General features: G+C 67.8%; 19 protein-coding genes. 6 read left to right on the top strand and 13 right to left on the bottom strand.

What is annotated here, in order from left to right; genetic code table 11:
- Positions 1 to 2: 2 nt before the first annotated feature.
- The 3 genes from nrdR to AC04MD_RS07960 form a co-directional block, all read right to left on the bottom strand.
- The gene (gene nrdR, locus AC04MD_RS07970; protein ID WP_475496749.1) at positions 3 to 536 is read right to left on the bottom strand and encodes a transcriptional regulator NrdR; all 534 of its coding nucleotides are present in this window, start codon (positions 534 to 536) and stop codon (positions 3 to 5) included.
- 114 nt (positions 537 to 650) lie between these two features.
- Positions 651 to 1,904, bottom strand: coding sequence for a serine hydroxymethyltransferase (glyA, locus tag AC04MD_RS07965; RefSeq protein WP_475496748.1), 1,254 nt, complete (start codon positions 1,902 to 1,904; stop codon positions 651 to 653).
- A 122-nt stretch (positions 1,905 to 2,026) separates the two neighbouring features.
- Positions 2,027 to 2,539, bottom strand: coding sequence for an RcnB family protein (locus AC04MD_RS07960; RefSeq protein WP_475496747.1), 513 nt, complete (start codon positions 2,537 to 2,539; stop codon positions 2,027 to 2,029).
- Positions 2,540 to 2,754: 215 nt separating this feature from the next.
- On the opposite strand from AC04MD_RS07960, the gene ettA reads away from it, so the two are divergent.
- The gene (ettA, locus tag AC04MD_RS07955) at positions 2,755 to 4,422 is read left to right on the top strand and encodes an energy-dependent translational throttle protein EttA (protein WP_464747568.1); all 1,668 of its coding nucleotides are present in this window, start codon (positions 2,755 to 2,757) and stop codon (positions 4,420 to 4,422) included.
- A 132-nt stretch (positions 4,423 to 4,554) separates the two neighbouring features.
- Here the strand turns inward: ettA and AC04MD_RS07950 are convergent, their stop codons facing one another.
- Both AC04MD_RS07950 and pncB read right to left on the bottom strand, forming a co-directional pair.
- The gene (locus tag AC04MD_RS07950; RefSeq protein ID WP_475496746.1) at positions 4,555 to 5,361 is read right to left on the bottom strand and encodes a DUF3667 domain-containing protein; all 807 of its coding nucleotides are present in this window, start codon (positions 5,359 to 5,361) and stop codon (positions 4,555 to 4,557) included.
- A 41-nt stretch (positions 5,362 to 5,402) separates the two neighbouring features.
- Positions 5,403 to 6,572, bottom strand: a complete 1,170-nt coding sequence (gene pncB / locus AC04MD_RS07945) for a nicotinate phosphoribosyltransferase (RefSeq protein WP_475496745.1) — start codon at positions 6,570 to 6,572, stop codon at positions 5,403 to 5,405.
- Positions 6,573 to 6,791: 219 nt separating this feature from the next.
- Between pncB and AC04MD_RS07940 the strand changes: the two genes are divergently transcribed.
- Entirely contained in the window at positions 6,792 to 7,877 is a 1,086-nt protein-coding gene (locus tag AC04MD_RS07940; RefSeq protein ID WP_475496744.1) for a methyl-accepting chemotaxis protein, read from the top strand.
- Positions 7,878 to 7,887: 10 nt separating this feature from the next.
- On the opposite strand, the gene AC04MD_RS07935 is transcribed toward AC04MD_RS07940, so the two are convergent.
- Complete coding sequence (locus AC04MD_RS07935; RefSeq protein WP_475496743.1) at positions 7,888 to 8,211, bottom strand: Rieske (2Fe-2S) protein; 324 nt, start codon at positions 8,209 to 8,211, stop codon at positions 7,888 to 7,890.
- 89 nt (positions 8,212 to 8,300) lie between these two features.
- On the opposite strand from AC04MD_RS07935, the gene AC04MD_RS07930 reads away from it, so the two are divergent.
- The 4 genes from AC04MD_RS07930 to AC04MD_RS07915 all read left to right on the top strand — a co-directional run bounded on the left by AC04MD_RS07930 (position 8,301) and on the right by AC04MD_RS07915 (position 11,311).
- On the top strand, positions 8,301 to 8,576 hold the full coding sequence (locus AC04MD_RS07930) for a hypothetical protein (RefSeq protein ID WP_394695553.1): 276 nt from the start codon (positions 8,301 to 8,303) through the stop codon (positions 8,574 to 8,576).
- 64 nt (positions 8,577 to 8,640) lie between these two features.
- Positions 8,641 to 9,348, top strand: coding sequence for a fumarylacetoacetate hydrolase family protein (locus AC04MD_RS07925; RefSeq protein ID WP_475496742.1), 708 nt, complete (start codon positions 8,641 to 8,643; stop codon positions 9,346 to 9,348).
- Positions 9,349 to 9,424: 76 nt separating this feature from the next.
- Positions 9,425 to 9,829: a large-conductance mechanosensitive channel protein MscL gene (gene mscL, locus AC04MD_RS07920; RefSeq protein ID WP_475496741.1), complete on the top strand. Its 405-nt coding sequence runs from the start codon at positions 9,425 to 9,427 to the stop codon at positions 9,827 to 9,829.
- A gap of 93 nt (positions 9,830 to 9,922) precedes the next feature.
- On the top strand, positions 9,923 to 11,311 hold the full coding sequence (locus tag AC04MD_RS07915; RefSeq protein WP_475496740.1) for a M28 family peptidase: 1,389 nt from the start codon (positions 9,923 to 9,925) through the stop codon (positions 11,309 to 11,311).
- A gap of 161 nt (positions 11,312 to 11,472) precedes the next feature.
- On the opposite strand, the gene AC04MD_RS07910 is transcribed toward AC04MD_RS07915, so the two are convergent.
- From AC04MD_RS07910 to cysD, 7 genes are all read right to left on the bottom strand, one after another.
- Positions 11,473 to 12,336 carry a TrmH family RNA methyltransferase gene (locus AC04MD_RS07910; protein ID WP_475496739.1) on the bottom strand — a complete coding sequence of 288 codons (864 nt, stop codon included), beginning with the start codon at positions 12,334 to 12,336 and terminating at the stop codon, positions 11,473 to 11,475.
- Position 12,337: 1 nt separating this feature from the next.
- Positions 12,338 to 13,837, bottom strand: a complete 1,500-nt coding sequence (locus AC04MD_RS07905; protein ID WP_475496738.1) for an alanine/glycine:cation symporter family protein — start codon at positions 13,835 to 13,837, stop codon at positions 12,338 to 12,340.
- Between the two features lie 118 nt (positions 13,838 to 13,955).
- Positions 13,956 to 14,507, bottom strand: coding sequence for a GNAT family N-acetyltransferase (locus AC04MD_RS07900; RefSeq protein WP_475496737.1), 552 nt, complete (start codon positions 14,505 to 14,507; stop codon positions 13,956 to 13,958).
- Complete coding sequence (locus tag AC04MD_RS07895) at positions 14,500 to 17,634, bottom strand: efflux RND transporter permease subunit (RefSeq protein ID WP_475496736.1); 3,135 nt, start codon at positions 17,632 to 17,634, stop codon at positions 14,500 to 14,502. Before AC04MD_RS07895 ends, AC04MD_RS07900 begins: the two co-directional genes overlap by 8 nt.
- Positions 17,635 to 17,638: 4 nt before the next feature.
- Positions 17,639 to 18,742 (bottom strand): efflux RND transporter periplasmic adaptor subunit, encoded by a 1,104-nt coding sequence (locus tag AC04MD_RS07890; RefSeq protein WP_475496735.1) that lies wholly within the window; start codon positions 18,740 to 18,742, stop codon positions 17,639 to 17,641.
- A 164-nt stretch (positions 18,743 to 18,906) separates the two neighbouring features.
- Entirely contained in the window at positions 18,907 to 20,772 is a 1,866-nt protein-coding gene (gene cysN, locus AC04MD_RS07885) for a sulfate adenylyltransferase subunit CysN (protein ID WP_475496734.1), read from the bottom strand.
- Positions 20,773 to 20,877: 105 nt separating this feature from the next.
- Positions 20,878 to 21,789, bottom strand: a complete 912-nt coding sequence (gene cysD, locus AC04MD_RS07880; protein WP_475496733.1) for a sulfate adenylyltransferase subunit CysD — start codon at positions 21,787 to 21,789, stop codon at positions 20,878 to 20,880.
- Positions 21,790 to 21,805: the final 16 nt, after the last annotated feature.

Raw genomic sequence — 21,805 nt, 5'->3', positions numbered from 1 at the left:
GCTCAGCGCTTCTTGTTCTTGTCCGCGTGCTTGTCGAACGGCACCACGTCGCCGCTCAGCAGCGACAGCTGACCGGCGGCGGGCAGGTCGCGCTCCAGCTTCTCGATCTCGTCGCGGAAGTCGGCCACGTCCTCGAAGCTGCGGTAGACCGACGCGAAGCGCACGTAGCCCACGTGGTCCAGCTTGCGCAGCTCGCTCATCACAAGCTCGCCGATCTTGCGCGATGCGATCTCGCGCTCGCCGCTCATGCGAATGGCATGGATGACCGCGCGCACCGCGGCCTCGATCTGCTCTTCCGACACCGGCCGCTTCTGCAGCGCGCGGTCGAACCCGGCGCGCAGCTTGCGCGCATCGAAGGTATCGCGGCGGCCATCGCCCTTGATGACCGCCGGCAGCTTGATCTCGATGTTCTCCAGGGTAGAGAACCGCTCCCCGCACGCCTCGCACTCGCGGCGGCGACGGATCGTCGCGCCGTCTTCGGACACGCGCGAGTCGATCACGCGGGTGTCGGTGTGCTGGCAGAAGGGGCAGTGCATCGGATCAGGTGTGAGCGGGGAGAAGTGAGGAGTGAGCAGAGGCGATGCCGTCCCGCCATCGATGTGCGATTGCTGTCACTCGTTCCTCACTCCTCATCACTCACTCCTCGCTTTTCAGCCGTAAACCGGATACTTCCGGCACTGCGCAGTCACCGCATCGCGCACCTTCGCCAGCACGGCCTCGTCGCCCGGGGCATCCAGCACGTCGCAGATCCAGTTGGCCAGGTCGATGCAGTCCTGCTCGCCATAGCCGCGCGTGGTGACGGCCGGCGTGCCGATGCGCAGGCCCGAGGTCACGAACGGCTTGCGCGGGTCGTTGGGCACCGAGTTCTTGTTGACGGTGATGTGCGCCTTGCCCAGCGCCTCTTCCGCGTCCTTGCCGCTGACGTCCTTGCCGATCATGTCGACCAGCATCAGGTGGTTCTGGGTGCCGCCGGACACGATCTTGTAGCCGCGCGCGATGATCGTCTTCGCCATCGCCTGCGCGTTCTTCACCACCTGCGTCTGGTAGGTCTTGAATTCCGGCTCCAGCGCTTCCTTGAAGGCCACGGCCTTGGCCGCGATGACGTGCATCAGCGGACCTCCCTGGATGCCCGGGAAGACGATGCTCTGCAGCTTCTTCTCGATCTCCTCGCCCGCGCCCTTGGCGACGATGATGCCGCCGCGCGGACCGCGCAGCGTCTTGTGGGTGGTCGAGGTGACCACGTGCGCATGCGGCAACGGGTTCGGGTAGACACCGGCGGCGACCAGGCCGGCCACGTGCGCCATGTCCACGAACAGGTAGGCGCCGACCTTGTCGGCGATGGCGCGGAAGCGCGCCCAGTCGACGACCTGCGAGTAGGCGGAGAAACCGGCCACGACCATCTTCGGCTTGTGCTCCAGCGCCAGCTTCTCGACTTCGTCGTAGTCGATCAGGCCCTGGTCGTTCACGCCGTACTGGATCGCATTGAAGATCTTGCCAGAGGCATTGACCTTGGCGCCGTGGGTCAGGTGGCCGCCGTGGGCCAGCGACATGCCGAGGATGGTGTCGCCCGGCTGCAGCAGGGCGAAATACACCGCCTGGTTGGCCTGCGAGCCGGAATGCGGCTGCACGTTGGCGTAGTCGGCACCGAAGAGCTGCTTCACCCGGTCGATGGCCAGCTGCTCCGCCACGTCGACGTATTCGCAACCGCCGTAATAGCGCTTGTGCGGGTAGCCCTCGGCGTACTTGTTGGTCAGCACGCTGCCCTGGGCTTCCAGGACGCGGGGGCTGGCGTAGTTCTCGCTGGCGATCAGCTCGACGTGATCCTCCTGCCGGCGCGCCTCGTTGGCGATGGCCTGGGCCAGTTCGGGATCGTAGGTTTCGATGCGGGCGTCGCGCGGGAACATCGGGTCTCCGGGGCAAGGGCGGGCAGGAGGTCCGATTGTAGCCCGGCCGGCCCCCGGCCACCCGGCCCGCGAAAAGGAAAAGCGCGCCGGAGCGCGCTTTTCGGGGCATCGGACCGCCTGGCTCAGTGATGCAGCAGCAGGTCGGCGATGATGCCGGTGGCGATGGCGACCATCAGCAGGTTGCCGCGGTCGTCGCGGATCCAGCGGTAGCCATGGGGCGGGCGACGCAGGTGGTAGTAGTTGTAGTCGTTCACCACGTAGACCGGACCACGGTAGTAGTCGTGGTAACGCTGGCCCCTCGCCCACCGGTGGTAGCTGGGGGCCGGGCGATAGACCACGCGCGGCGGGGGCGCGTAGTAGCGGCGGTCGTCGTAACGACGGTCATGGTGACGATCGTCCCGACGGCCATCGTGGTAGCCGTGGCGGTAGGCCTGGCGCTGGTCGCGGTGGTCGCGACGATCGTCCCGACGGTCCTCACGCCAGTCGCGGCGGTCGTCCCGTCGATCATCGCGACGGTCGTAGTGGTGCGAACGGCCGCGGTTGCCGCGGTCGTCGTCGCGCGCCAGCACGGGAGCGGTGACGGCGAAGGCGAGGACGGCGCAGGCCATACCCTGGAAAAGACGCTTGGTGTTCATGGAAAGCCCTCTGTGTGGCACGTGAGCCCATCATGCCGATCCCGTCTGAACCGATTCCGGCTGGAAAACGGTTACGGCCGCGTCAAATCCATGTCGATGGAATGTATTCAGCCGGCGGTCGGCCGCGCCCGAGCGGCTATAATCGCCGCCTTCCCTTCTGCCTCCCCGCCCGCCGCTGCCCGGCCGGGCGCCGGGGCCTGCGTACCGGAGCCTGCATGTCCTCGCAATACATCTACACCATGAACCGGGTCAGCAAGGTGGTCCCGCCCAAGCGGCAGATCATCAAGGACATCTCGCTGTCGTTTTTCCCGGGCGCGAAGATCGGCCTGCTGGGCCTGAACGGCGCCGGCAAGTCCACGGTGCTGAAGATCATGGCCGGCGTGGACACGGATTTCGAAGGCGAGGCCCGTCCGCAGCCCGGCATCAAGGTCGGCTACCTGGCGCAGGAGCCGGAACTCAACCCGGAGCACACCGTCCGCCAGGCCGTAGAGGAAGGCGTGGGCGATGTGTTGCAGGCCCAGGCTGCGCTGGAAGCGGTGTATGCCGCCTACGCCGAGGAAGGTGCCGACTTCGATGCGCTGGCCAAGGAGCAGGAACGCTTGGAAGCGATCCTCGCCGCCGGTGACGCGCACACGCTGGAAAACCAGCTGGACGTGGCCGCCGACGCGCTGCGCCTGCCGCCGTGGGACGCGATCGTCGGCAAGCTGTCCGGCGGCGAGAAGCGCCGCGTGGCGCTGTGCCGCCTGTTGCTGCAGAAGCCGGACATGCTGCTGCTCGACGAACCGACCAACCACTTGGACGCCGAGTCCGTCGAGTGGCTGGAACAGTTCCTCGCCCGCTATACCGGCACCGTGGTGGCCGTGACCCACGATCGCTACTTCCTCGACAACGCCGCCGAGTGGATCCTCGAGCTCGACCGCGGCCGCGGCATCCCGTGGAAGGGCAACTACACCGACTGGCTGGTGCAGAAGGACGAGCGCCTGAAGCAGGAAGACAACCAGGAAAAGGCCCGTCAGAAGGCCATCCAGAAGGAACTGGAGTGGTCGCGCCAGAACGCCAAGGGTGGCCGCTCGAAGGGCAAGGCGCGCCTGGCCCGCCTGGAAGAGCTGCAGTCGGTCGACTACCAGCGCCGCAACGAGACCAACGAGATCTTCATCCCGCCGGGCGAGCGCCTGGGCAATTCGGTGATCGAGTTCAAGAACGTCTCGAAGAAATTCGGCGACCGCCTGCTGATCGACAACCTGAGCTTCCTCGTCCCCGGCGGCGCCATCGTCGGCATCATCGGTCCGAACGGCGCCGGCAAGTCGACGCTGTTCAAGATGATCACCGGGCAGGAAAAGCCGGACGCCGGCGAGATCGTCAAGGGCCCGACCGTGCAGCTGGCCTACGTGGACCAGAGCCGCGACAAGCTGGAAGGCAACCACAACGTCTTCCAGGAAATCTCGGGCGGCCTGGACATCCTCAACATCAATGGCGTGGAGATCCAGTCGCGCGCGTACATCGGCCGCTTCAACTTCAAGGGCCAGGACCAGCAGAAGATGGTCGGCTCGCTGTCCGGCGGTGAACGTGGTCGCCTGCACATGGCCAAGACGCTGTTACAGGGTGGCAACGTGCTGCTGCTCGACGAACCGTCGAACGACCTGGACATCGAAACGCTGCGCGCGCTGGAAGACGCGCTGCTGGAGTTCCCCGGCAATACCTTCGTCATTTCGCATGATCGCTGGTTCCTGGACCGCATCGCCACACACATCCTCGCCTTCGAAGGCGATTCGCACGTGGAGTTCTTCCAGGGCAACTACCGCGAGTACGAGGAAGACAAGAAGCGTCGCCTGGGTGAAGAAGGCGCGCGCCCGCACCGCCTGCGGTTCAAGGCGCTGAAGTAAGGCAAACGCCTGCGGCGCGGGCGACCCGGATCGCTTCGATGGAAACGCCGGCCTCGTGCCGGCGTTTTCTTTGGACTACGCGGTGGGGATCCAGGCCCAGCCATTCCGGCGCGTCCGAACGCATGGGTCGTGCTATCCCCGCAACGAGGTCGCCACTACCGCGAGGGCAAGGAGCCCCATTGCAACCTGGGTGAACGCGAAAAAGATTCCGTATCCCAGGATGCCGCGCAGCAACGACTTCCAGCGCGGATACGGCTGGAACAATTGCATCAGGGAAAACACGCCATAGGCGGTGGACACCAGTACCGACCAAGCAGGCGCGCCCGGTATCCAGCGCTGCAGCAGCAACGCGATCGACCAGAACACGAATGTCTGTACGGTCAGGAACGCGGTGATCACCAACCATTCCGGATAGTTCAGCGAGCCGGTGCGACGGAACGCCAGCCGGAACGCCGCAGCCTCGAACGGCAGAAGCAGCAGGGTCGCGGCCGCGAAATAGGCATTCATCCACTCGCTGATCGACCTGGAAATCACTGCCAACGGCCCGGGCAGGTCGGCGGCCTGATTCGCCGCGGCTGCCATTCCGGCCATCACGTCACCCCCGGCCAAATACTTGCTCAGCAGCACCACGACGGCCGCACTCATCATGATTAGCAACAGCGGCTTGACCTGCTTCGCACGCTGACCGTCGAGGTAGGCCCGCATCAAGTGCCCTGGCCGCAGCATCAGTTCCTTCAGCGAGTAAAGGATGCCCCGGTCCATGTGCAGCACGCTGTGCTCCAGCTCATGGCCCAGGAAGTGCCAGTCGATGCGATGCATCGGCGTGGGCTGGCCGCATGCCGGACAGAATTTCTGCTCGGAACCATCGACTACCCGTGCGCAGTTGGCGCACGTCCCCGTATCCGACATCGCCATCCCCATGGCTGCAAAGCGTCGCATTCTAGAGCGTAGCCCGCGCGTTTGGGAAAGTGGCGTCCGCCTCACTCCGTCGGCAGTCCGAACACCTTGCGCAGGTAGGCCACGAAATCGGGATCGTCGCTCATGCCCTTGCCGGGCGTGTCGCTGACCTTGGCCACCGGCTGACCCTGGCAACGCACCATCTTCAGTACCAGCTGCAGCGGCTTGGGACCGACATCGTTGGTCAGGTTGGTACCGATGCCGAAGCCGACCTTGCAACGCCCGCGGAAATGCGCGTGGATGCGCAGCACCGCTTCGATGTCCAGGCCATCGCTGAAGACCAGCGTCTTGCCCTGCGGATCGATCCGCTGCGACTCCAGGTGCGCGATGACGCGGTCGCCCCATGTGAGCGGATCGCCGGAGTCGTGGCGCATGCCATCGAACAGCTTGCTGAAGTACAGGTCGAAGTCGCGCAGGAAGGCATCCAGTCCTACCACGTCCGACAGCGCGATGCCGAGGTCGCCCCGGTATTCCTGCGCCCACGCCTCGAACGCGGCGCGCTGAGAGTCGCGAAGACGCGGCCCCAGCTGCTGGAACGCCTGCAGCCACTCGTGCGCCATCGTGCCGTGCGGCGTCATCCCGTACCGGCGCGCGAAATGGATATTGCTGGTGCCGACGAATTGCCCGCCCAACACCTGCTGGCAGATCGGCAACAGCCGGGCGTGCCAATCGTGCGAATAGCGTCGCCGCGTACCGAAGTCGGTGATCGTGCAGTCCGGCGCTGCATCGCGCAGGCGCTCCAGCTTGGCATGCAGGCGATGCTCGCCCTCCTGCAGGTCGCCATCGGGCTGCGCGCGCATCCAGGTCTCGCTGATGATCGCCAGCACCGGTACTTCGAACAGGATCGTCTGCAGCCACGGGCCGTCGATGGTCAGGTCGAGTTCGCCCGGCACCTGCGTGGAAGGCGCGATGTGCACATGGCGCCGGCGCAGCTGGAACTGCTCCAGGAAATCGACGAAGTCCGGCTTGATGTAGCGCAGCGTGGACAGGAAGCGCAGTTCGTCGTCGCTGAAGCGCAGCGTGCAGAGCCGGTCGATCTCCGCCGAGATAGCGTCCAGGTGCTGCACCAGATCCACGCCCGGCGTGCGGCACTTGAAGCGGTACAGCACCTGCGCGCCGGGATGCTGGTGCAGCACCGCCTGCATCATCGTGAGCTTGTAGAGATCGGTGTCGAGCAGCGAGGGAATCATCATGCCGGTCACTCGGGGCGCCGTCGGGGGACGCGCCATGGTCGCACGGTGGGCGGACGCCATCGCACAGGGAGGCACGGCAGCGCCCCATCGCGGGGCAAACGCGCACCGCGACGGTGCCGATTAAAGCGCTCCACGGACGCGCCGATAGCGCCTCAACCAAGGGAACAGCGACGCCAGGCGGGATCGGGCGCCTCCCTTCCCGCCCTCGCAAGGAGATCCATGAACGTATGCACTGTCGCACCCGTGTCCGACGCCGGTATCGATGACCATATCCAGTCGGTGTCCGGCCTGTCGGATTCGCTACTGAAGCAGTTGCGCCAGTCGCTGCAGAAGATCGACGAGATCAACCGCGTCACCCGCATCATCTCGATGAACGCCCGCATCGAGGCGGTCCGCATCGGCGCCGCGGGGCGCAGCTTCGGGGTGATCGCCGAAGAGATGGATACGCTGTCGCGGCGGGTGAGCGATACGGCGCAGGAGATCGATCGCATGGCCGGCCATACGAGTACCGATCTGCGGGGACGATTGGACCAGTTACAGACGAATGTGCGCCGTACCCGGTTGACCGACCTGGCGCTGGCCAATATCGACCTGATCGACCGCAACCTCTACGAGCGCAGCTGCGACGTGCGCTGGTGGGCCACCGACGCCGCCATGGTGGCCGCCCTGCAGGACGCGCAGCCCGCCACCCTTGCTCATGCCAGCCAACGGCTCGGCCAGATCCTGGATTCGTACACCGTCTATTTCGATCTGGTGCTGGCCGACCTGCAGGGCAACATCATCGCCAACGGACGACCGCGCCAATACCGCTCCGCAGGGCAGTCGGTGGCCCAGCAGGCGTGGTTCCAGTCGACGATGACCACCGCCAGCGGCGAGGAATTCGGCTTCCAGTCGATGCACCGCAGCCCGCTGGCTGGCGGCGAACGCGTGCTGGTCTACGCGTGCACCGTGCGCGAAGGCGGCCGCGTGACCGGTCGCCCGCTCGGCGTCCTCGGCATCGTGTTCCGCTGGGACGCGCTGGCGCAGACGATCGTGGAGCACACGCCACTGTCGGCAGCCGAATGGCGCCGCAGCCGGGTGTGCATCGTCGACGGCCACGGGCAGGTGCTGGCCGATACCGTGCGCGGCGAGGCGACGGCGACGCGCCTGGACTTTCCGGGGCGCGGCGCGCTGTTCGCCCAGCCGCGTGCCGCGGTGGACCTCGTCATCGATGGCCGTGCCCAATGCATCGCGCACGCGGCCTCACCGGGCTACGAGACCTACCGCACCGGCTGGCATTGCGTGATCGTGCAAGGCGTCGACTGACGCCTGCCGGTCAGGCCAGCCATACCCCGTCGTCGCGCACCTGCACGGCGACGGCACGCAGCGAATCTCCGCGGCAGGGCCCGGCGACGCAGTCGCCATGCACCAGTTCGAACGAGGCGCCATGGGCGGCGCACACCAGATGGCCGTCCTTGCTCTTGAGGAACTGGCCCGGCGCCCAGTCGAGGCGGCGGCCCGCATGCGGACAGACATTCAGCCAGGCACGGACGTCGTTGCCTTCACGGAAGAGAATCAATGATTCGGCATCGTCGCCGATCTTGGCCTCAACCTCGGCAAAACCGCCGTCGACGATGTCATTCAGTGCACTCAGTCGCATGGCGTTTAACGAAGTCCTCACACGGTCACATAACGGTCATCCGATACTGCGGCACCGGCCCCCGCCGCATTCTGTCACGACGCAACGCCATGTACGCACGCCACTTCCAGTTCAACGCTTTCCGCAATGTGTTCGCTCCGCGCAAGCCGCGCCATCCGCTGCTGCGGGTCGGCCTGGGCCTGCTGGGCGTTGCGCTGCTGGGCGTGCTGGTGTTCTTCAGCGTATTCGTGGGCGCAGCGATGATCGCCGGCGGCCTGGTCTACAAGCTGGTCCGCCAGCGCGGCAAACCGCAGGCCCGCGATGTGCGCGTGGTCGACGCCGAGTACCACGTGGTGCGCAAGCCGGTGCTGCCGCTGCCGCGCTGACGACGCCCGCGGGAACCCGGTTCCCGCCTACACTCTGCGGCCGCTTCCTTTCCGCCTGGCCGCCATGACCGACCTCATTCCCGCCCCGCCCATCCCGCGCGTTCCCGTGCGAGGCGGCGCCACGTTCCCGGTCCGGCGGATCTTCTGCGTGGGACGCAATTTCGCCGACCACGCACGCGAGATGGGCGCCCCGGCGCCGGCCTCGAAGGCGGATCGCGGAACCCCCGTGTTCTTCCACAAGCCCGCCGACGCCCTCGTCACCAGCGGCGCGGATGTGCCCTACCCGCCCGGCACGCAGGACCTCCACCATGAAGTGGAACTGGTCGTCGCCCTCGGTACCAACGCACCCGCCGGTCCGCTCGCACGCGAAGCCGCGCAGGCCCTGGTGATCGCCTACGGCGTCGGCCTGGACCTCACGCGCCGCGATCTGCAGGGCGCTGCCAAGGCCAAGGGCCTGCCCTGGGATACCGGTAAGGGATTCGACCACTCGGCGCCGATCAGCGAGCTCGTGCCTGCCGCCGATGTTGGCGTGCTGGAAGACCGGACGCTGACCCTGCAGGTGAACGGCGACACCCGCCAGCATGGCGCGCTGCATGATCTGATCTGGGACGTGCCTGACATCCTGCACGAGCTGTCGCTGCTCTACGCGCTGAAGGCGGGCGACCTGGTGTTCATGGGCACGCCGGCGGGCGTGGCCGCGCTCGTGCCGGGCGACCGGTTCGTCGCCTCGCTGGACGACGTGGTGACGCTGCAGGGCCGCATCACCGCCTGAGCGGTGCAACGGCGGGCGTCATGCACGCTATAGTCCCCGCCGATGGCGCGACGACGCCGACAGACAGGACAGCAGCATGGGCATGGTCAGCGAGTTCAAGGAATTCATCGCGCGCGGCAACGTGGTCGACCTGGCGGTCGGCGTGGTCATCGGTGCCGCGTTCGGCAAGATCGTCACCACGCTCGTCGACAAGATCATCATGCCGCCGATCGGGCTGCTGGTCGGTGGTGTCGACTTCTCTAAGTGGGCGTGGACCTTGAAGGAAGCCACGGTGGACGCGGCCGGCAAGGAAGTCCCCGCCGTCGTGATCGGCATCGGCGAGTTCCTCAACACGGTGATCCAGTTCGTCATCGTAGCGTTCGCGATCTTCCTGCTGGTCAAGGCCGTCAACCGCCTGCACCGCAAGCCCGATGCCGCACCGGCCGCGACGCCGGAAGACATCCTGCTGCTGCGCGAGATCCGCGATTCGCTGAAGAAGTAAGCGGACGCTGCATTCCGAACCGGCAACACCGGCAAAGGAACCGCGAGGCCACGGGCTGCTAAGCTCGTGGCCTTCGTTTTTCCGGGATACGCCATGCGCCTTGCTCCGCTGCTGCTTGCCCTGACCTTCGCGGTACCTGCCCTCGCCGCCCAGCGCGAGACCCGCATCCCCGACGCCTCGCTCGCCACCGCGGCGCAATTGCGCGAGCAGGCGCTGGCCGACGACACCGGCTGGAAGGTCGTCGAATCGCTGACCACCGAGATCGGCCCGCGCCTGGCCGGCAGCGAGGCCGATGCGAAGGCCGTGGCGTGGGCACAGGCGAAGTTCAAGGCGCTGGGATTCGACAAGGTATGGCTCGAGCCGGTGACCTTCCCGAAGTGGGTTCGCCGCAGCGAACACGCCGCCATCCTGGGCGCACATGCGCAGCCGATCACCGTCACCGCGCTGGGCGGCAGCCCCGCCGGCAAGATCGAGGCGGAGATCGTCCGCTTCGCCGACCTCGCCGCGCTGGAAGCGGCGCCCGACGGCTCGCTGGCCGGCAAGATCGCCTTCGTCGACTACCAGATGAAGGCCGCACGCGACGGCAGCGACTACCGCAACGGCGGTGCGATCCGCTCGAAGGGTCCGTCGGCCGCGATCCGCAAGGGCGCGGTCGCGTTCCTGATGCGCTCGGCCGGCACCGACAACCACCGTGTCGCCCACACCGGCATCACCCGCTTCGACGACGGCCTGACGCCGGTGCCGTCCGCATCGCTGACCATTCCCGACGCCGACCAGTTGGCGCGTCTGCTGCAGCGCGGCCCGGTGCGCGTGTCGCTGGCGCTGGACTGCGGATGGAACGGCGAATACACCTCGCACAACGTCATCGGCGAGATCACCGGGCGCAGCCTGCCGAAGGAGGTGGTGGTGATCGGCGGACATCTGGATTCGTGGGACCTGGGCACGGGCGCGATCGACGATGGTGCCGGTATTGGCATCACCATGGCCGCCGGCCATCTGATCGGCCAGCTCAAGCAGGCGCCGAAGCGCACGATCCGCGTGATCGCCTTCGCCAACGAGGAACAGGGTCTCTACGGCGGCAAGGCGTATGCCGAGAAGCACCTGGCCGACATCACCCGCCACCAGCTCGCCGCCGAGAGCGATTTCGGCGCGGGCCGCATCTACGCGTTCAACACCGGCGCGCCGGCGCATGCGCGCAAGGCGACCGAGCAGATCGCGCAGGCGCTGGCACCGTTGGGCATCGAGTACACGCCCGGCAAGGGCAGCGCCGGCCCGGACATCAGCCCCTTCGCCGCCAGGGGCATGGCGTGGGCGTGGCTGGCGCAGGACGGCAGCGACTACTTCGACCTGCACCACAACGCCGACGACACGCTGGACAAGATCGACCCGGCCGCGCTGGCGCAGAACGTCGCGGCGTACACCGTGTTCGCGTATCTCGCGGCGGAAGCCGACGGCGACTTCGGCAGCCAGTTGAAGGAGTAGACATCGCCATCGTGCCGTGGCTGCTCCCTGCTTTGTAGGAGCGGGCCATGCCCGCGATGCTCTTCAGGTGATTGACCTAAAAGCATCGCGCCCAAGGGGCGCTCCTACAGGGACCGCAGGATTCCCTGAGCGGAAAGGGAAGCAGCGGAGCAAGCTCCGCTCTACAGGCGCTGCTTCCACTGCGCGAGGAACACGGCGGTCGCCGCGGCGACATTGAGGCTTTCGACGGCGCCGCTGCCGGGAATCGACAGGCGCGTATCGCAGGCCGCAGCGAGTTGCGCATCCATGCCCTCGCCTTCCGCGCCCATCACGTAGACCAGGCGCTGCGCCAGCTTCGTCGCGAACAGGTCGTCCCCGCCGCGCACGACGGTGGCGGCCAGCGAGAAGCCGGCGTTGCGCAACTGGGCCGCCGCATTTTCAGTCTGGCCCATGCGCACCAGCGGCACCTGTTCGGCGCCGCCCTCGGCCACGCGAGCGGCGGCGCCGGACAGCGCCAGCGTCGAATCACGAGGCAGCAGGATGCCTGACACGCCGAAGTGCGCGGCCGACCGCAGGATCGCGCCGAAGTTGTGCGGGTTGCCCACGCCATCCAGCCATAGCGCCGCCAAGGGCCTGTCTTCCGGCAGCGCACGCAGCCAGTCACCCATCGGCAGCGGCACCACTTTCAGTACGTCGGCGACCACACCTTCGTGGTGCGTACTGGCGGCGAGGCGATCGAGATCGCCCTCTTCCACCACGCGGTAGCCCACGCGCTGCTTCACGCACCACGCCAGCAACGGTTTCAGTGCCGGGATGCGCGACTCGATCAGGTAGATCTTGCGGATGGCCTCCGGCCGGCGCGCGAAGACCGCGTGCACGGCATTGAGGCCGTACAGCCGCAGCTCGCTGCGCGATGCGCCCGCACCGCGCTCGTCGCGCGGCGCCGTCGCGTGCGCAGGACGGTCTTCCTGCGCACGTGGCGGACGGCGTCGCTCCGGCGGGTTGCCGGGCGGACGCGGCGGACGGCTGTTCCAGGGATTGCTCACGTCAGGCCTTCGTCTTCCAGAAATCGGCGTTGCGGATGCCCAGCGCATCAGGGTCGAACACCGGATCCAGGCCCAGCTTCTTCTGCCGTTCGTAGTCGCGCAGCGCTGTCAGCGCCGGCTTCTGCAGGATCAGGATGGCGACGACGTTCAACCAGGCCATCAGACCCACACCGATATCGCCCAGCGTCCAGGCCATCGCCGCGTTGTGGTACGCACCGAACACCACCATGCCGACGATGCCTACGCGCAGCAGCAGCGTCGCCAGTGGGTGGGTCTTCTTGGTACCGGCCAGATAGGTCAGGTTGGTTTCGGCCATGTAGTAGTAGGCCATGATCGTGGTGAAGGCGAAGAAGAACAGCGCCAGCGCCACGAAGCCCGCGCCCCAGCCCGGCAGCACCGACTCCACCGCGGCCTGGGTGAACTGCGCGCCTTCCGACGGCTGCAGGCCAGGCACGCCGGAGAAGATCTCGACCAGCGTGTCCTTGCCGTTCTCGGTGACGGTCTTGAAGGTGTTGTACATGCCGGTGGACAGCAGCAGGAACGCCGTGGAAGTGCACACCAGCATGGTGTCGAAGTAGATGGCGAACGCCTGCACGTAACCCTGCTTGGCCGGGTGCGAGACCTCGGCGGCCGCGGCGGCGTGAGGGCCGGTGCCCTGGCCGGCCTCGTTGGCGTAGATGCCGCGCTTAACGCCCCAGGCGATGGCCTGGCCGATGATCGCGCCGAACGCGGCATGCGCGCCGAACGCGCTGGAGAAGATGTCGGCGAACATCGCCGGCACCTTGCCGGCGTTGGCGATCATCACGATCACCGCCATCAGGATGAAGGCCAGCGCCATGAACGGCACCACGACCTCGGCGAAGGTGGCGATGCGCTTGATGCCGCCGAAGATGATCAGCGCCAGCACCGCCGCCACGCCCAGGCCCAACCACAGCTTCAATGCGCCCGCACCGCCGACCGCCTCGCAGGCGCCCGCGCTGCACAGCACGTTGCTGGCGCTGTCGGCGATGGCGTTGGCCTGCACGCCCGGCAGCAACAGGCCGGTGGCGATGACCGTGGCCACGGCGAAGGTCACCGCGTACCACTTCAGGCCCATCGCCTTCTCGATGTAGTAGGCCGGACCACCGCGGTAACGGCCTTCGCCGTCCTTTTCCTTGTAGATCTGCGCCAGCGTGCACTCGATATACGACGTGGATGCGCCCAGGAAACCCATGACCCACATCCAGAACACCGCGCCGGGGCCACCGTAGGCGATCGCCGTGGCTACGCCGGCGATGTTGCCGATGCCCATGCGGCCGGCCATCGAGATCGCCAGCGCCTGGAACGAGGACACGCCGGCCTCGGACTTCTGCCCGGTCACGGTCAGGCGGCACATCTCGGCGAAGCCGCGCACCTGCATGACCCGGGTGCGGAGGGTGAACCACAGGCCGGCGCCCAGGCACAGCGCGATCAGCGCGTTGCTCCAGATGATGCCGTTCAACCAGTTGAAAAAGGCTTCCACGGGGATGCGTCTCCGTTCGTTCGTGCGTGCGCTGGGATACGGGAAGGCGGCGCACCGCGCCGCCAGGTCCCTGCAAGATACCCGCAACGCGCGCCGCTGCGCAGTCCCCGCGCGCGTTTCAGCCCGGCCAGACGCGCCCGAACAGCCTCAGGTCGTGCAGGCCGTCGGGCTTGCGGATCGCGCTGCGCCGGCAGCCTTCCTCGACGAAGCCGTTCTTTTCCAGCACCCGCGCGGAACCGGGATTGGTGTCCAGCACGTTCGCCTCGATCCGGCGCAGCGCCAGCGTGGGCACGACCCAGCCCAGGTAGGCGGCGACGACGCGGGTCATGTGGCCCCGGCCCCACTGCCCGCGTCCGAGCCAATAGCCCAGCTCGGCGCTGTGCGCCTTCTCGCCCGCATGGGGTCGCACTGCGATGCCGCCGCAGGCCTCGCCATCGATCTCGATGGCGAACACCGGGTGCGCGAAGTCCACCACGCGACCGGCGAGGAAGGCCTCCCCGTCGGCGCGCGTATAGGGGTGCGGGAAGCGGTCGCTCAGGCCGCGCGGCACCCGCGGATCGTCCGCATGGCGCAGCAAGGCCTCCAGATCGTCCTGCCGCCACGCACGCAGCAGGAACCCGTCGCCTTCGATGCGCACGCCCGCATGCGGACGCACGCGATCCTCAGCCATGGCCGCCGACGGAGGGCGTTTCCGCCTCCAGCTTGCTTAGCTCGTGCGCCACCGCTTCGGGCGAACGCGTGAACGGCGCGAGCAGTGCGTAGAACGCCGGCACCACGTACAGCGACAGCAGCGTGGAGAAGGTCACGCCGAAGATCACCACGATGCCGATCGTCGCGCGACTGGCCGAGCCGGGACCGCCGGCCACGACCAGCGGGATGGCGCCGACCACGGTGGCGACCGACGTCATCAGGATCGGGCGCAGGCGTACGCGCGCGGATTCGGCGATGGCCTGCGCGACGCTGGATCCGTCGTCGCGCAGCTGGTTGGCGAACTCGACGATCAGGATGCCGTTCTTCGCCGCCAGGCCAATCAGCATGACGATGCCGATCTGGCTGAAGAGGTTCAGCGTGCCGCCGGTGACCCACAGGCCGATCAGCGCGCCCAGCACCGCCAGCGGCACCGTCAGCATGATGATCAGCGGGTGGATGAAGCTTTCGAACTGCGCCGCCAGCACCAGGTAGACGATCAGCAGCGCCAGGGTGAAGGTCAGCAGGATCGCACCGCCCGCTTCCTGGTACTCGCGCGACTCGCCCTTCCAGTCGATCTGCGCGTAGTCCGGCAACTCGTCCGCGACGGTCTGACGCGTCCACTCCAGCGCTTCGCCCATCGTGTAGCCCGGCGCGAGGCCTGCGCTGATGGTGATGGCACGCAGGCGGTTGAAGCGGTTGAAGGTGCCGGGCTCGGCGATCTCGCTGAGCGTCACCAGGTTGGACAGCGGGATCAGCGCACCGTCGCTTCCGCGGACGTAGGTATTCGCCAGGTCCTCCGTGTTGGCGCGCTTGTCGCGGCCCGCCTGCAGCATGACGTCGTACTCCTCGCCGTTGTCCACGTAGGTGGTCACCTGGCGCGAGCCCATCATCGTTTCCAGCGTGCGCCCGATCTCCTGCACCGGCACGCCGAGATCGGCCGCGCGGTCGCGGTCGATGTTCACGCGCATCTGCGGGCGTGTCTCCTTGTAGTCGGAATCCGGATCCTGGATGCCGGGGTTGCCTTCCATCCGCTGCAGGATACGGTCGCGCCACTGTGCGAGTTCGGCGTAGTCGGGCCCGCCCAGCACCAGCTGGTAGCGCTGGCCGCGGCTGCCGACCAGGCCGCCGGCCACGTTGGCGCGCGCCTGTACGCCGGGCAGCTTGGACAGTTCCGCGCGCAGTCCGTTGACGACGTCGTCGGTGGTGGCCTCGCGCTCGTGCCAGTCCTGCAGGAACACGATCACCTGGCCGGTGTGCATGTCTTCGCTGCCGCCGAAGCCGCGCGGCACGCGCGAATTGGCGCGCTCGATCGGCTTGTCGCCGCCGACCTGGCCCATGACGATGCGCTCGACCTGCTGCATCTGGTTGACCATGTAATCGAAGCCGGCGCCTTCTGGCCCGTCGACCATGACGAAGAAGCGACCGCGGTCTTCGGCGGGCGCCAGTTCGCTGGGCACGCGCAGGCCGAGTACGACGATCGCAAGGCCGCACAGCGCCATCGCCGCCAGCACCAGGCCGAGGATGCGTTTGCCGGTCTGACCGACCAGGCGCTCGACGTGACGACCGTAACCGTCACTGACCCGCGTGAGCGTGCGATTGGTCCACGCGTTGAGCCCGCGCGGTTCGGTATGCGGTCGCACCAGCTTCGACGACATCATCGGCGTCAGCGTCAGCGCGACGAAGGCGGAAATCGCCACCGCCGCCGCCAGCGCCACCGACAGTTCGCGGAACAGACGACCGGTGTTGCCTTCCATGAAGCCGACCGGCAGGAATACCGCCACCAGCACCGCCGTGGTCGCGATCACCGCGAACGCCACCTGTGTGGTGCCTCGGCGCGCCGCGACCAGGGCGGGTTCGCCGAGGTCGGCGCGGCGCTGGACGTTCTCCAGCACCACGATGGCATCGTCCACCACCAGGCCGATGCAGAGCACCAGGGCGAGCAGGGTCAGCAGGTTGATCGAAAAGCCGAAGGCGTACAGCGCGATGAAGGCGGAAATCAGGCACACCGGCACCGTCACCGCCGGGATCAGCGCGGCGCGCAGGCTGCCGAGGAACAGCCAGATCACCAGGAACACCAGCACCATCGCCTCGGCCAGCGTCCAGTACACGCGCTCGATGGAGGCTTCGATGAAGGTGGTGCTGTCGAACGCGACGAAGATGTCGGTGCCTTCCGGCAGCGTCTGCTGGATGACCTCGGCCTCGGCACGCGCGGCGCGCGCCACGTCCAGCGCGTTGGCGGTCGAGGTACGCACGATGCCCAGGCCGACGTTCGGCACCGCGTTGCTGCGCAGGTAGGAGCGGCGCTCTTCCGCGCCCAGCTCGACCTGCGCCACATCGCCCAGCCGCACGACGTAGCCGTCGGTGCCCTTGCGCAGCGGCAACTGCGCGAACTGCTCGGGCCGCTGGTAGCCGCGCTCGACGCGCAGGGTGAAGTCGCGCGTCTGCGATTCGATGCGGCCGGCCGGCAGTTCGACGTTCTGCGCGCGCAGCGCGGTCTCGACATCGTTGGTGGTCACGCCGCGCGCGGCCATCGCCTCGCGGTCCAGCCAGATGCGCATCGCGTAGCGCTGGCCGCCGCCCAACTGCACGCGGGCCACGCCGTCCAGGGCGGACAGGCGGTCGAGCACGTAACGGTCGGCGTAGTCGGTCAGCTCCATCGTGTCCATCACGGTGGAGCGCATGTTCAACCAGATGATGACGTCGGCATCGGCCTCGACCTTGGAGATCTGCGGCGGGTCGGCTTCGTCCGGCAGGCGGTTCATCACACGGCTGACGCGGTCGCGCACGTCGTTGGCCGCGGCCTCGATGTCGCGGCTGAGGTTGAACTCGATGGTGACGTCGGCGCGGCCGTTGCGGCTGCTCGACTGGATGGTCTTGATGCCCTCGATGCCGGACAGGCCGTCCTCGAGGATCGGGGTGATGCGCGTCTCGACCACCGCCGCCGACGCGCCCGGGTAGTTCACTTCCACCGACACGATGGGCGGGTCGATGTTGGGCAGTTCGCGCAGGGTCAGGCGCAGGAACGACATCACGCCCAGCACGACCAACAGCAGGCTGACCACCACCGCGAAAACGGGGCGCTTGATCGACAGATCGGAGAGGATCATCGGATCAGCCCTGGCCGTCGGCGGCCGGTGCATCCTGCTTGGCGGGCGCCGCCTGCGGGGCCGCGTCGGCGACCTTCACGCCGGGGCGCAGCTTGCCGGTGCCGTCGATGACGATGCGTTCGCCCGCGGCCAGGCCCTTGAGGATCTCGACACGGCCATCGCGGCGCACGCCGGCGGTGATCGGCGCCTGCTCGACGCTGCCGTCGGCCTTGACGCGGTAGACGAAGGAATCGCGCCCCACCTGCACGACGGCGATCTCCGGGATCACCAGCGCCTGCCGTTCGGGGCGGAACAGGCGCACGTCCAGCAGCATGCCGGGGCGCAGCTTGCGGTCGGGGTTCGGGAACACCGCACGCACCGTCACCGCGCGCGTGGTGGGATCGATGCGCGCATCGACGGTCTCGACGGCGCCTTCGAAGGTCTCGCCCGGGTACGCCGTCGCGCCGGCGGTGACCGCGTTGCCGGCGGCGACCGACGCCAGCGCCGCTTCCGGCACCTGGAAGTCCACGTACATGCGCGACAGGTCGTCGAGCGTGGCGATGGTGCTGTTGGCGGTGATCAGCGAACCGGGGCTGACCTGGCGGATGCCCAGCACGCCGGCGAACGGCGCGCGCACGCTGCGGTCGCCGATGTCCGCGCGGGCCTGGCGCACGCGCGCGGCGGCGGCATCGCGCAGGGCCAGCTGGGTATCCAGCTGCGAGCGCGCGATCAGCTGCTGGTCCGCCAGTTCCTTCTGCCGGCGGTAGAGGCGTTCGGCTTCGGCGTAGGTGGCCTCGGCTTGGACCAGTGCGGCCTGCGCGGCGTCGCCCTTCAGCGTGACCAGCGTCTGCCCGGCCGCGACCTGCTGGCCGCTTTCGAAGTGCACGTCCTGCACGATCTCGCTGACCTTGGCGGTCAGGGTGACAGACTCGCGCGCCTTCGCCGTGCCCAGCGCCTGCAGCGTGTCGTTCCACGCGCCAGCCTGGACGACCCGGGTAGTGACGGGGATCGGACGCTCACCCGCATTGCCGTTGGCCTTCGCCTGGGCACCCTTGTCGCCGCCACAGGCAGCGAGCAGCAGCAGGGGCAGCGCGACCAGCAGGGCGCGGGGAGCGGATCGGTTGAGCATGGAGCGTCCCGTAATCTTCGTTATTCACGCAGTTTACCGGCGGTACGTGAAACACGCTGCAGCGGATGCGCCGGTTCGTGCGGGAAACGCGCCAAAGAGCATGTGGTGTACATGCCCGACCATGACCAATGACCCTTGCCGGCCGCGAAGGGCTGACCCGCCGACTATTCCAGTCCCAGCTTCGCGAGCACCTGCAGTGCAAGCGCTTCGGGCTCGTGCTCGCCCGCGCGCAAGTGCACGTCGGGATGTTCCGGGACCTCGTAGGGGGAGTCGATGCCGGTGAAGTTGGGGATCAGGCCCGCACGCGCCTTTCTGTAGAGGCCCTTCACGTCGCGCGCCTCGGCCAGCGCCAGCGGCACGTCGACGAAGACCTCGATGAACTCGCAGTCGGCGAAACGCTCCCGCGCCATCCGCCGCTCGGCGCGGAACGGCGAGATGAAGCTGACCAGCACGATCAGGCCGGCGTCGGCCATCAGCTTCGCCACCTCGGCGACGCGGCGGATGTTCTCCACGCGGTCCTCGTCGGTGAAGCCGAGATCGCGGTTGAGGCCGTGGCGCACGTTGTCGCCGTCGAGCAGGAAGCTGTGGTAGCCCAGTGCATGCAGGCGCTTGTCCACCAGGTTGGCGATGGTCGACTTGCCCGCGCCGGACAGGCCGGTGAACCACAGCACCTTCGGCGCCTGGCCCTTCTGGCGCGCGCGCGCGGCCCGGTCGACGTCGACATGCTGCCAGTGCACGTTGCCGGCGCGGCGCAGGGCGAAGTCCAGCGTGCCGGCACCCGCCGTGGTGTTGTCGTAGCGGTCGATCAGGATGAAGCCGCCCAGCGCGCGGTTGCGCGCATACGCCTCGAACGCGACCGGCTCGTCCAGGCTGAGGTTGCAGTAGCCGACCTCGTTGAGCTCCAGCCGCCGCGCGGCCAGGTGCTCCTGCGTGTTCACGTCGATGCGGTGCTTGATGTCGGTGACCGTGGCGGCGACCGTGCGCGCGCCGATCTTCAGCCAGTACGGGCGACCGGGCAGCAGCGGTGAATCCGACATCCACAGCACGTGCGCGGCGAACTGGTCGGCCACCTCCGGCGGATCGCCACCGGCGGCGATCACGTCGCCGCGGCTGATGTCGATCTCGTCGGCCAGGGTCAGCGTCACCGCCTGTCCCGCGGAGGCCGATGCCACCTCGCCATCGGCACCGAGCACCTGCGCCACGCGCGAGCGGCGCGCCGACGGCAGCACGATGACGTCGTCGCCGGGCTTCACCTCGCCCGCCGCGATGGTGCCGGCGTAACCGCGGAAATTCTGGTGCGGACGGTTCACCCATTGCACGGGCAGGCGCAGGCCACTGCCTTCATCCTGCGTTTCGACCTGCACCTGCTCCAGGTGTTCCAGCAGCGCGGGACCCGCGTACCACGGCGTGCGCGCCGAACGCGACGACAGGTTGTCGCCCTCCAGCGCCGACAGCGGGATGCAGGTGACCTCGGCGATGCCCAGCCGCTGCGCCAGCGCGCGGTAGTCGGCGGCGATGCGTTCGAACACAGCCTCGTCGAAATCGACCAGGTCCATCTTGTTCACCGCCAGCACCACGTGGCGGATGCCGAGCAGCGAGACGATGTAGCTGTGCCGGTGCGTCTGCGTCAGCAGGCCCTTGCGCGCGTCGACCAGCACCACGGCCAGGGCCGCCGTCGACGCGCCGGTCGCCATGTTGCGCGTGTACTGCTCGTGGCCCGGGCAGTCGGCGACGATGAACTTGCGCTGGTCGGTATCGAAGTAGCGGTAGGCCACATCGATGGTGATGCCCTGCTCGCGCTCGGCGGCCAGGCCATCCAGCAGCAGGGCGTAGTCGATGCGCTCGCCTTGGGTGCCGTGCTTGCGGCTGTCCTTCTCCAGCGCCGCCAGCTGGTCGTCGAACAGGCGCTTGCTGTCGTACAGCAGGCGGCCGATCAGGGTGCTCTTGCCGTCGTCCACGCTGCCGCAGGTGATGAAGCGCAGCAGCGGCTTGGCTTCGTGCTGCTTGAGGTAATCCGAGATGTCAGACATGGTGGAGCTCCTGCAGGAGCGCCCCATGGGCGCGATGCTCTTCTCCACGCCACGCAAACGCATCGCGGGCATGGCCCGCTCCTACAACGGCGATCACCGGGAACATCAGAAATAGCCCTCCAGCTTCTTCTTCTCCATCGACGCGCCGGGGTCGTGGTCGATCACGCGCCCCTGCCGCTCGGAACTGGTGGTGACCAGCATCTCGGCGATGATCTTCTCCAGCGAGTCGGCCTCCGACTCGATCGCACCGGTCAGCGGATAGCAGCCCAGCGTGCGGAAGCGCACGCGGCGCTGCTGCGGCACTTCGCCCTCGCGCAGCGGCAGGCGTTCGTCGTCGACCATCAGCAGCGCGCCATCGCGCTCGACCACGGGACGTTCCGCCGCGAAGTACAGCGGCACGACCGGGATGTTCTCCCGGTAGATGTAGAGCCAGATGTCCAGCTCGGTCCAGTTCGACAGCGGGAACACGCGCACGCTTTCGCCGGTGTTGATGCGCGCGTTGTAGAGGTTCCACAGCTCGGGGCGCTGGTTCTTGGGATCCCAACGGTGCTTGTCGTTGCGGAAGGAGAACACGCGCTCCTTGGCGCGCGACTTCTCCTCGTCGCGGCGCGCGCCGCCGATGGCGGCGTCGAAGCGGTAGTGGTCCAGCGCCTGCTTCAGGCCCTGGGTCTTCATCACGTCGGTGTGGACCGTGGCGCCGTGGCTGATCGGGCCGATGCCGCGGGCGATGCCGTCCGGGTTGATGTGCACGCGCAGGTCCACGCCGGTCTCGGCGGCACGCTGGTCGCGGAAGGCGATCATCTCGCGGAACTTCCAGCGGGTGTCCACGTGCAGCAGCGGGATCGGCGGGCGCGCCGGAGCGAAGGCCTTCAGCAGCAGGTGCAGCAGCACCGAGCTGTCCTTGCCCACCGAATACAGCAGCACGGGATTGCGGAACTCCGCGGCGACCTCCCGCAGGATGTGGATGCTTTCCGCTTCCAGGCGGTCGAGGTGGAACAGGCGGGGTACGGCGGTCATCGAGGCGGGCAACGGG

Source organism: Pseudoxanthomonas sp. LjRoot206, assembly GCF_056175725.1.
The sequence above is the reverse complement of the archived record's forward strand: the minus strand, read 5'-3'. Positions and strand labels throughout refer to the sequence as shown.

What these genes read in the sequence shown, in the direction of transcription:
- AC04MD_RS07890 (WP_475496735.1), bottom strand. Translation starts at nt 18,742, where the DNA reads ATGCTCAACCGATCCGCTCCCCGCGCCCTGCTGGTCGCGCTGCCCCTG.
- cysD (WP_475496733.1), bottom strand. Translation starts at nt 21,789, where the DNA reads ATGACCGCCGTACCCCGCCTGTTCCACCTCGACCGCCTGGAAGCGGAA.
- glyA (WP_475496748.1), bottom strand. Translation starts at nt 1,904, where the DNA reads ATGTTCCCGCGCGACGCCCGCATCGAAACCTACGATCCCGAACTGGCC.
- nrdR (WP_475496749.1), bottom strand. Translation starts at nt 536, where the DNA reads ATGCACTGCCCCTTCTGCCAGCACACCGACACCCGCGTGATCGACTCG.
- AC04MD_RS07935 (WP_475496743.1), bottom strand. Translation starts at nt 8,211, where the DNA reads ATGCGACTGAGTGCACTGAATGACATCGTCGACGGCGGTTTTGCCGAG.
- pncB (WP_475496745.1), bottom strand. Translation starts at nt 6,572, where the DNA reads ATGATGATTCCCTCGCTGCTCGACACCGATCTCTACAAGCTCACGATG.
- AC04MD_RS07960 (WP_475496747.1), bottom strand. Translation starts at nt 2,539, where the DNA reads ATGAACACCAAGCGTCTTTTCCAGGGTATGGCCTGCGCCGTCCTCGCC.
- AC04MD_RS07930 (WP_394695553.1), top strand. Translation starts at nt 8,301, where the DNA reads ATGTACGCACGCCACTTCCAGTTCAACGCTTTCCGCAATGTGTTCGCT.
- AC04MD_RS07940 (WP_475496744.1), top strand. Translation starts at nt 6,792, where the DNA reads ATGAACGTATGCACTGTCGCACCCGTGTCCGACGCCGGTATCGATGAC.
- cysN (WP_475496734.1), bottom strand. Translation starts at nt 20,772, where the DNA reads ATGTCTGACATCTCGGATTACCTCAAGCAGCACGAAGCCAAGCCGCTG.
- AC04MD_RS07900 (WP_475496737.1), bottom strand. Translation starts at nt 14,507, where the DNA reads ATGGCTGAGGATCGCGTGCGTCCGCATGCGGGCGTGCGCATCGAAGGC.
- AC04MD_RS07915 (WP_475496740.1), top strand. Translation starts at nt 9,923, where the DNA reads ATGCGCCTTGCTCCGCTGCTGCTTGCCCTGACCTTCGCGGTACCTGCC.
- AC04MD_RS07895 (WP_475496736.1), bottom strand. Translation starts at nt 17,634, where the DNA reads ATGATCCTCTCCGATCTGTCGATCAAGCGCCCCGTTTTCGCGGTGGTG.
- ettA (WP_464747568.1), top strand. Translation starts at nt 2,755, where the DNA reads ATGTCCTCGCAATACATCTACACCATGAACCGGGTCAGCAAGGTGGTC.
- AC04MD_RS07950 (WP_475496746.1), bottom strand. Translation starts at nt 5,361, where the DNA reads ATGCGACGCTTTGCAGCCATGGGGATGGCGATGTCGGATACGGGGACG.
- mscL (WP_475496741.1), top strand. Translation starts at nt 9,425, where the DNA reads ATGGGCATGGTCAGCGAGTTCAAGGAATTCATCGCGCGCGGCAACGTG.
- AC04MD_RS07925 (WP_475496742.1), top strand. Translation starts at nt 8,641, where the DNA reads ATGACCGACCTCATTCCCGCCCCGCCCATCCCGCGCGTTCCCGTGCGA.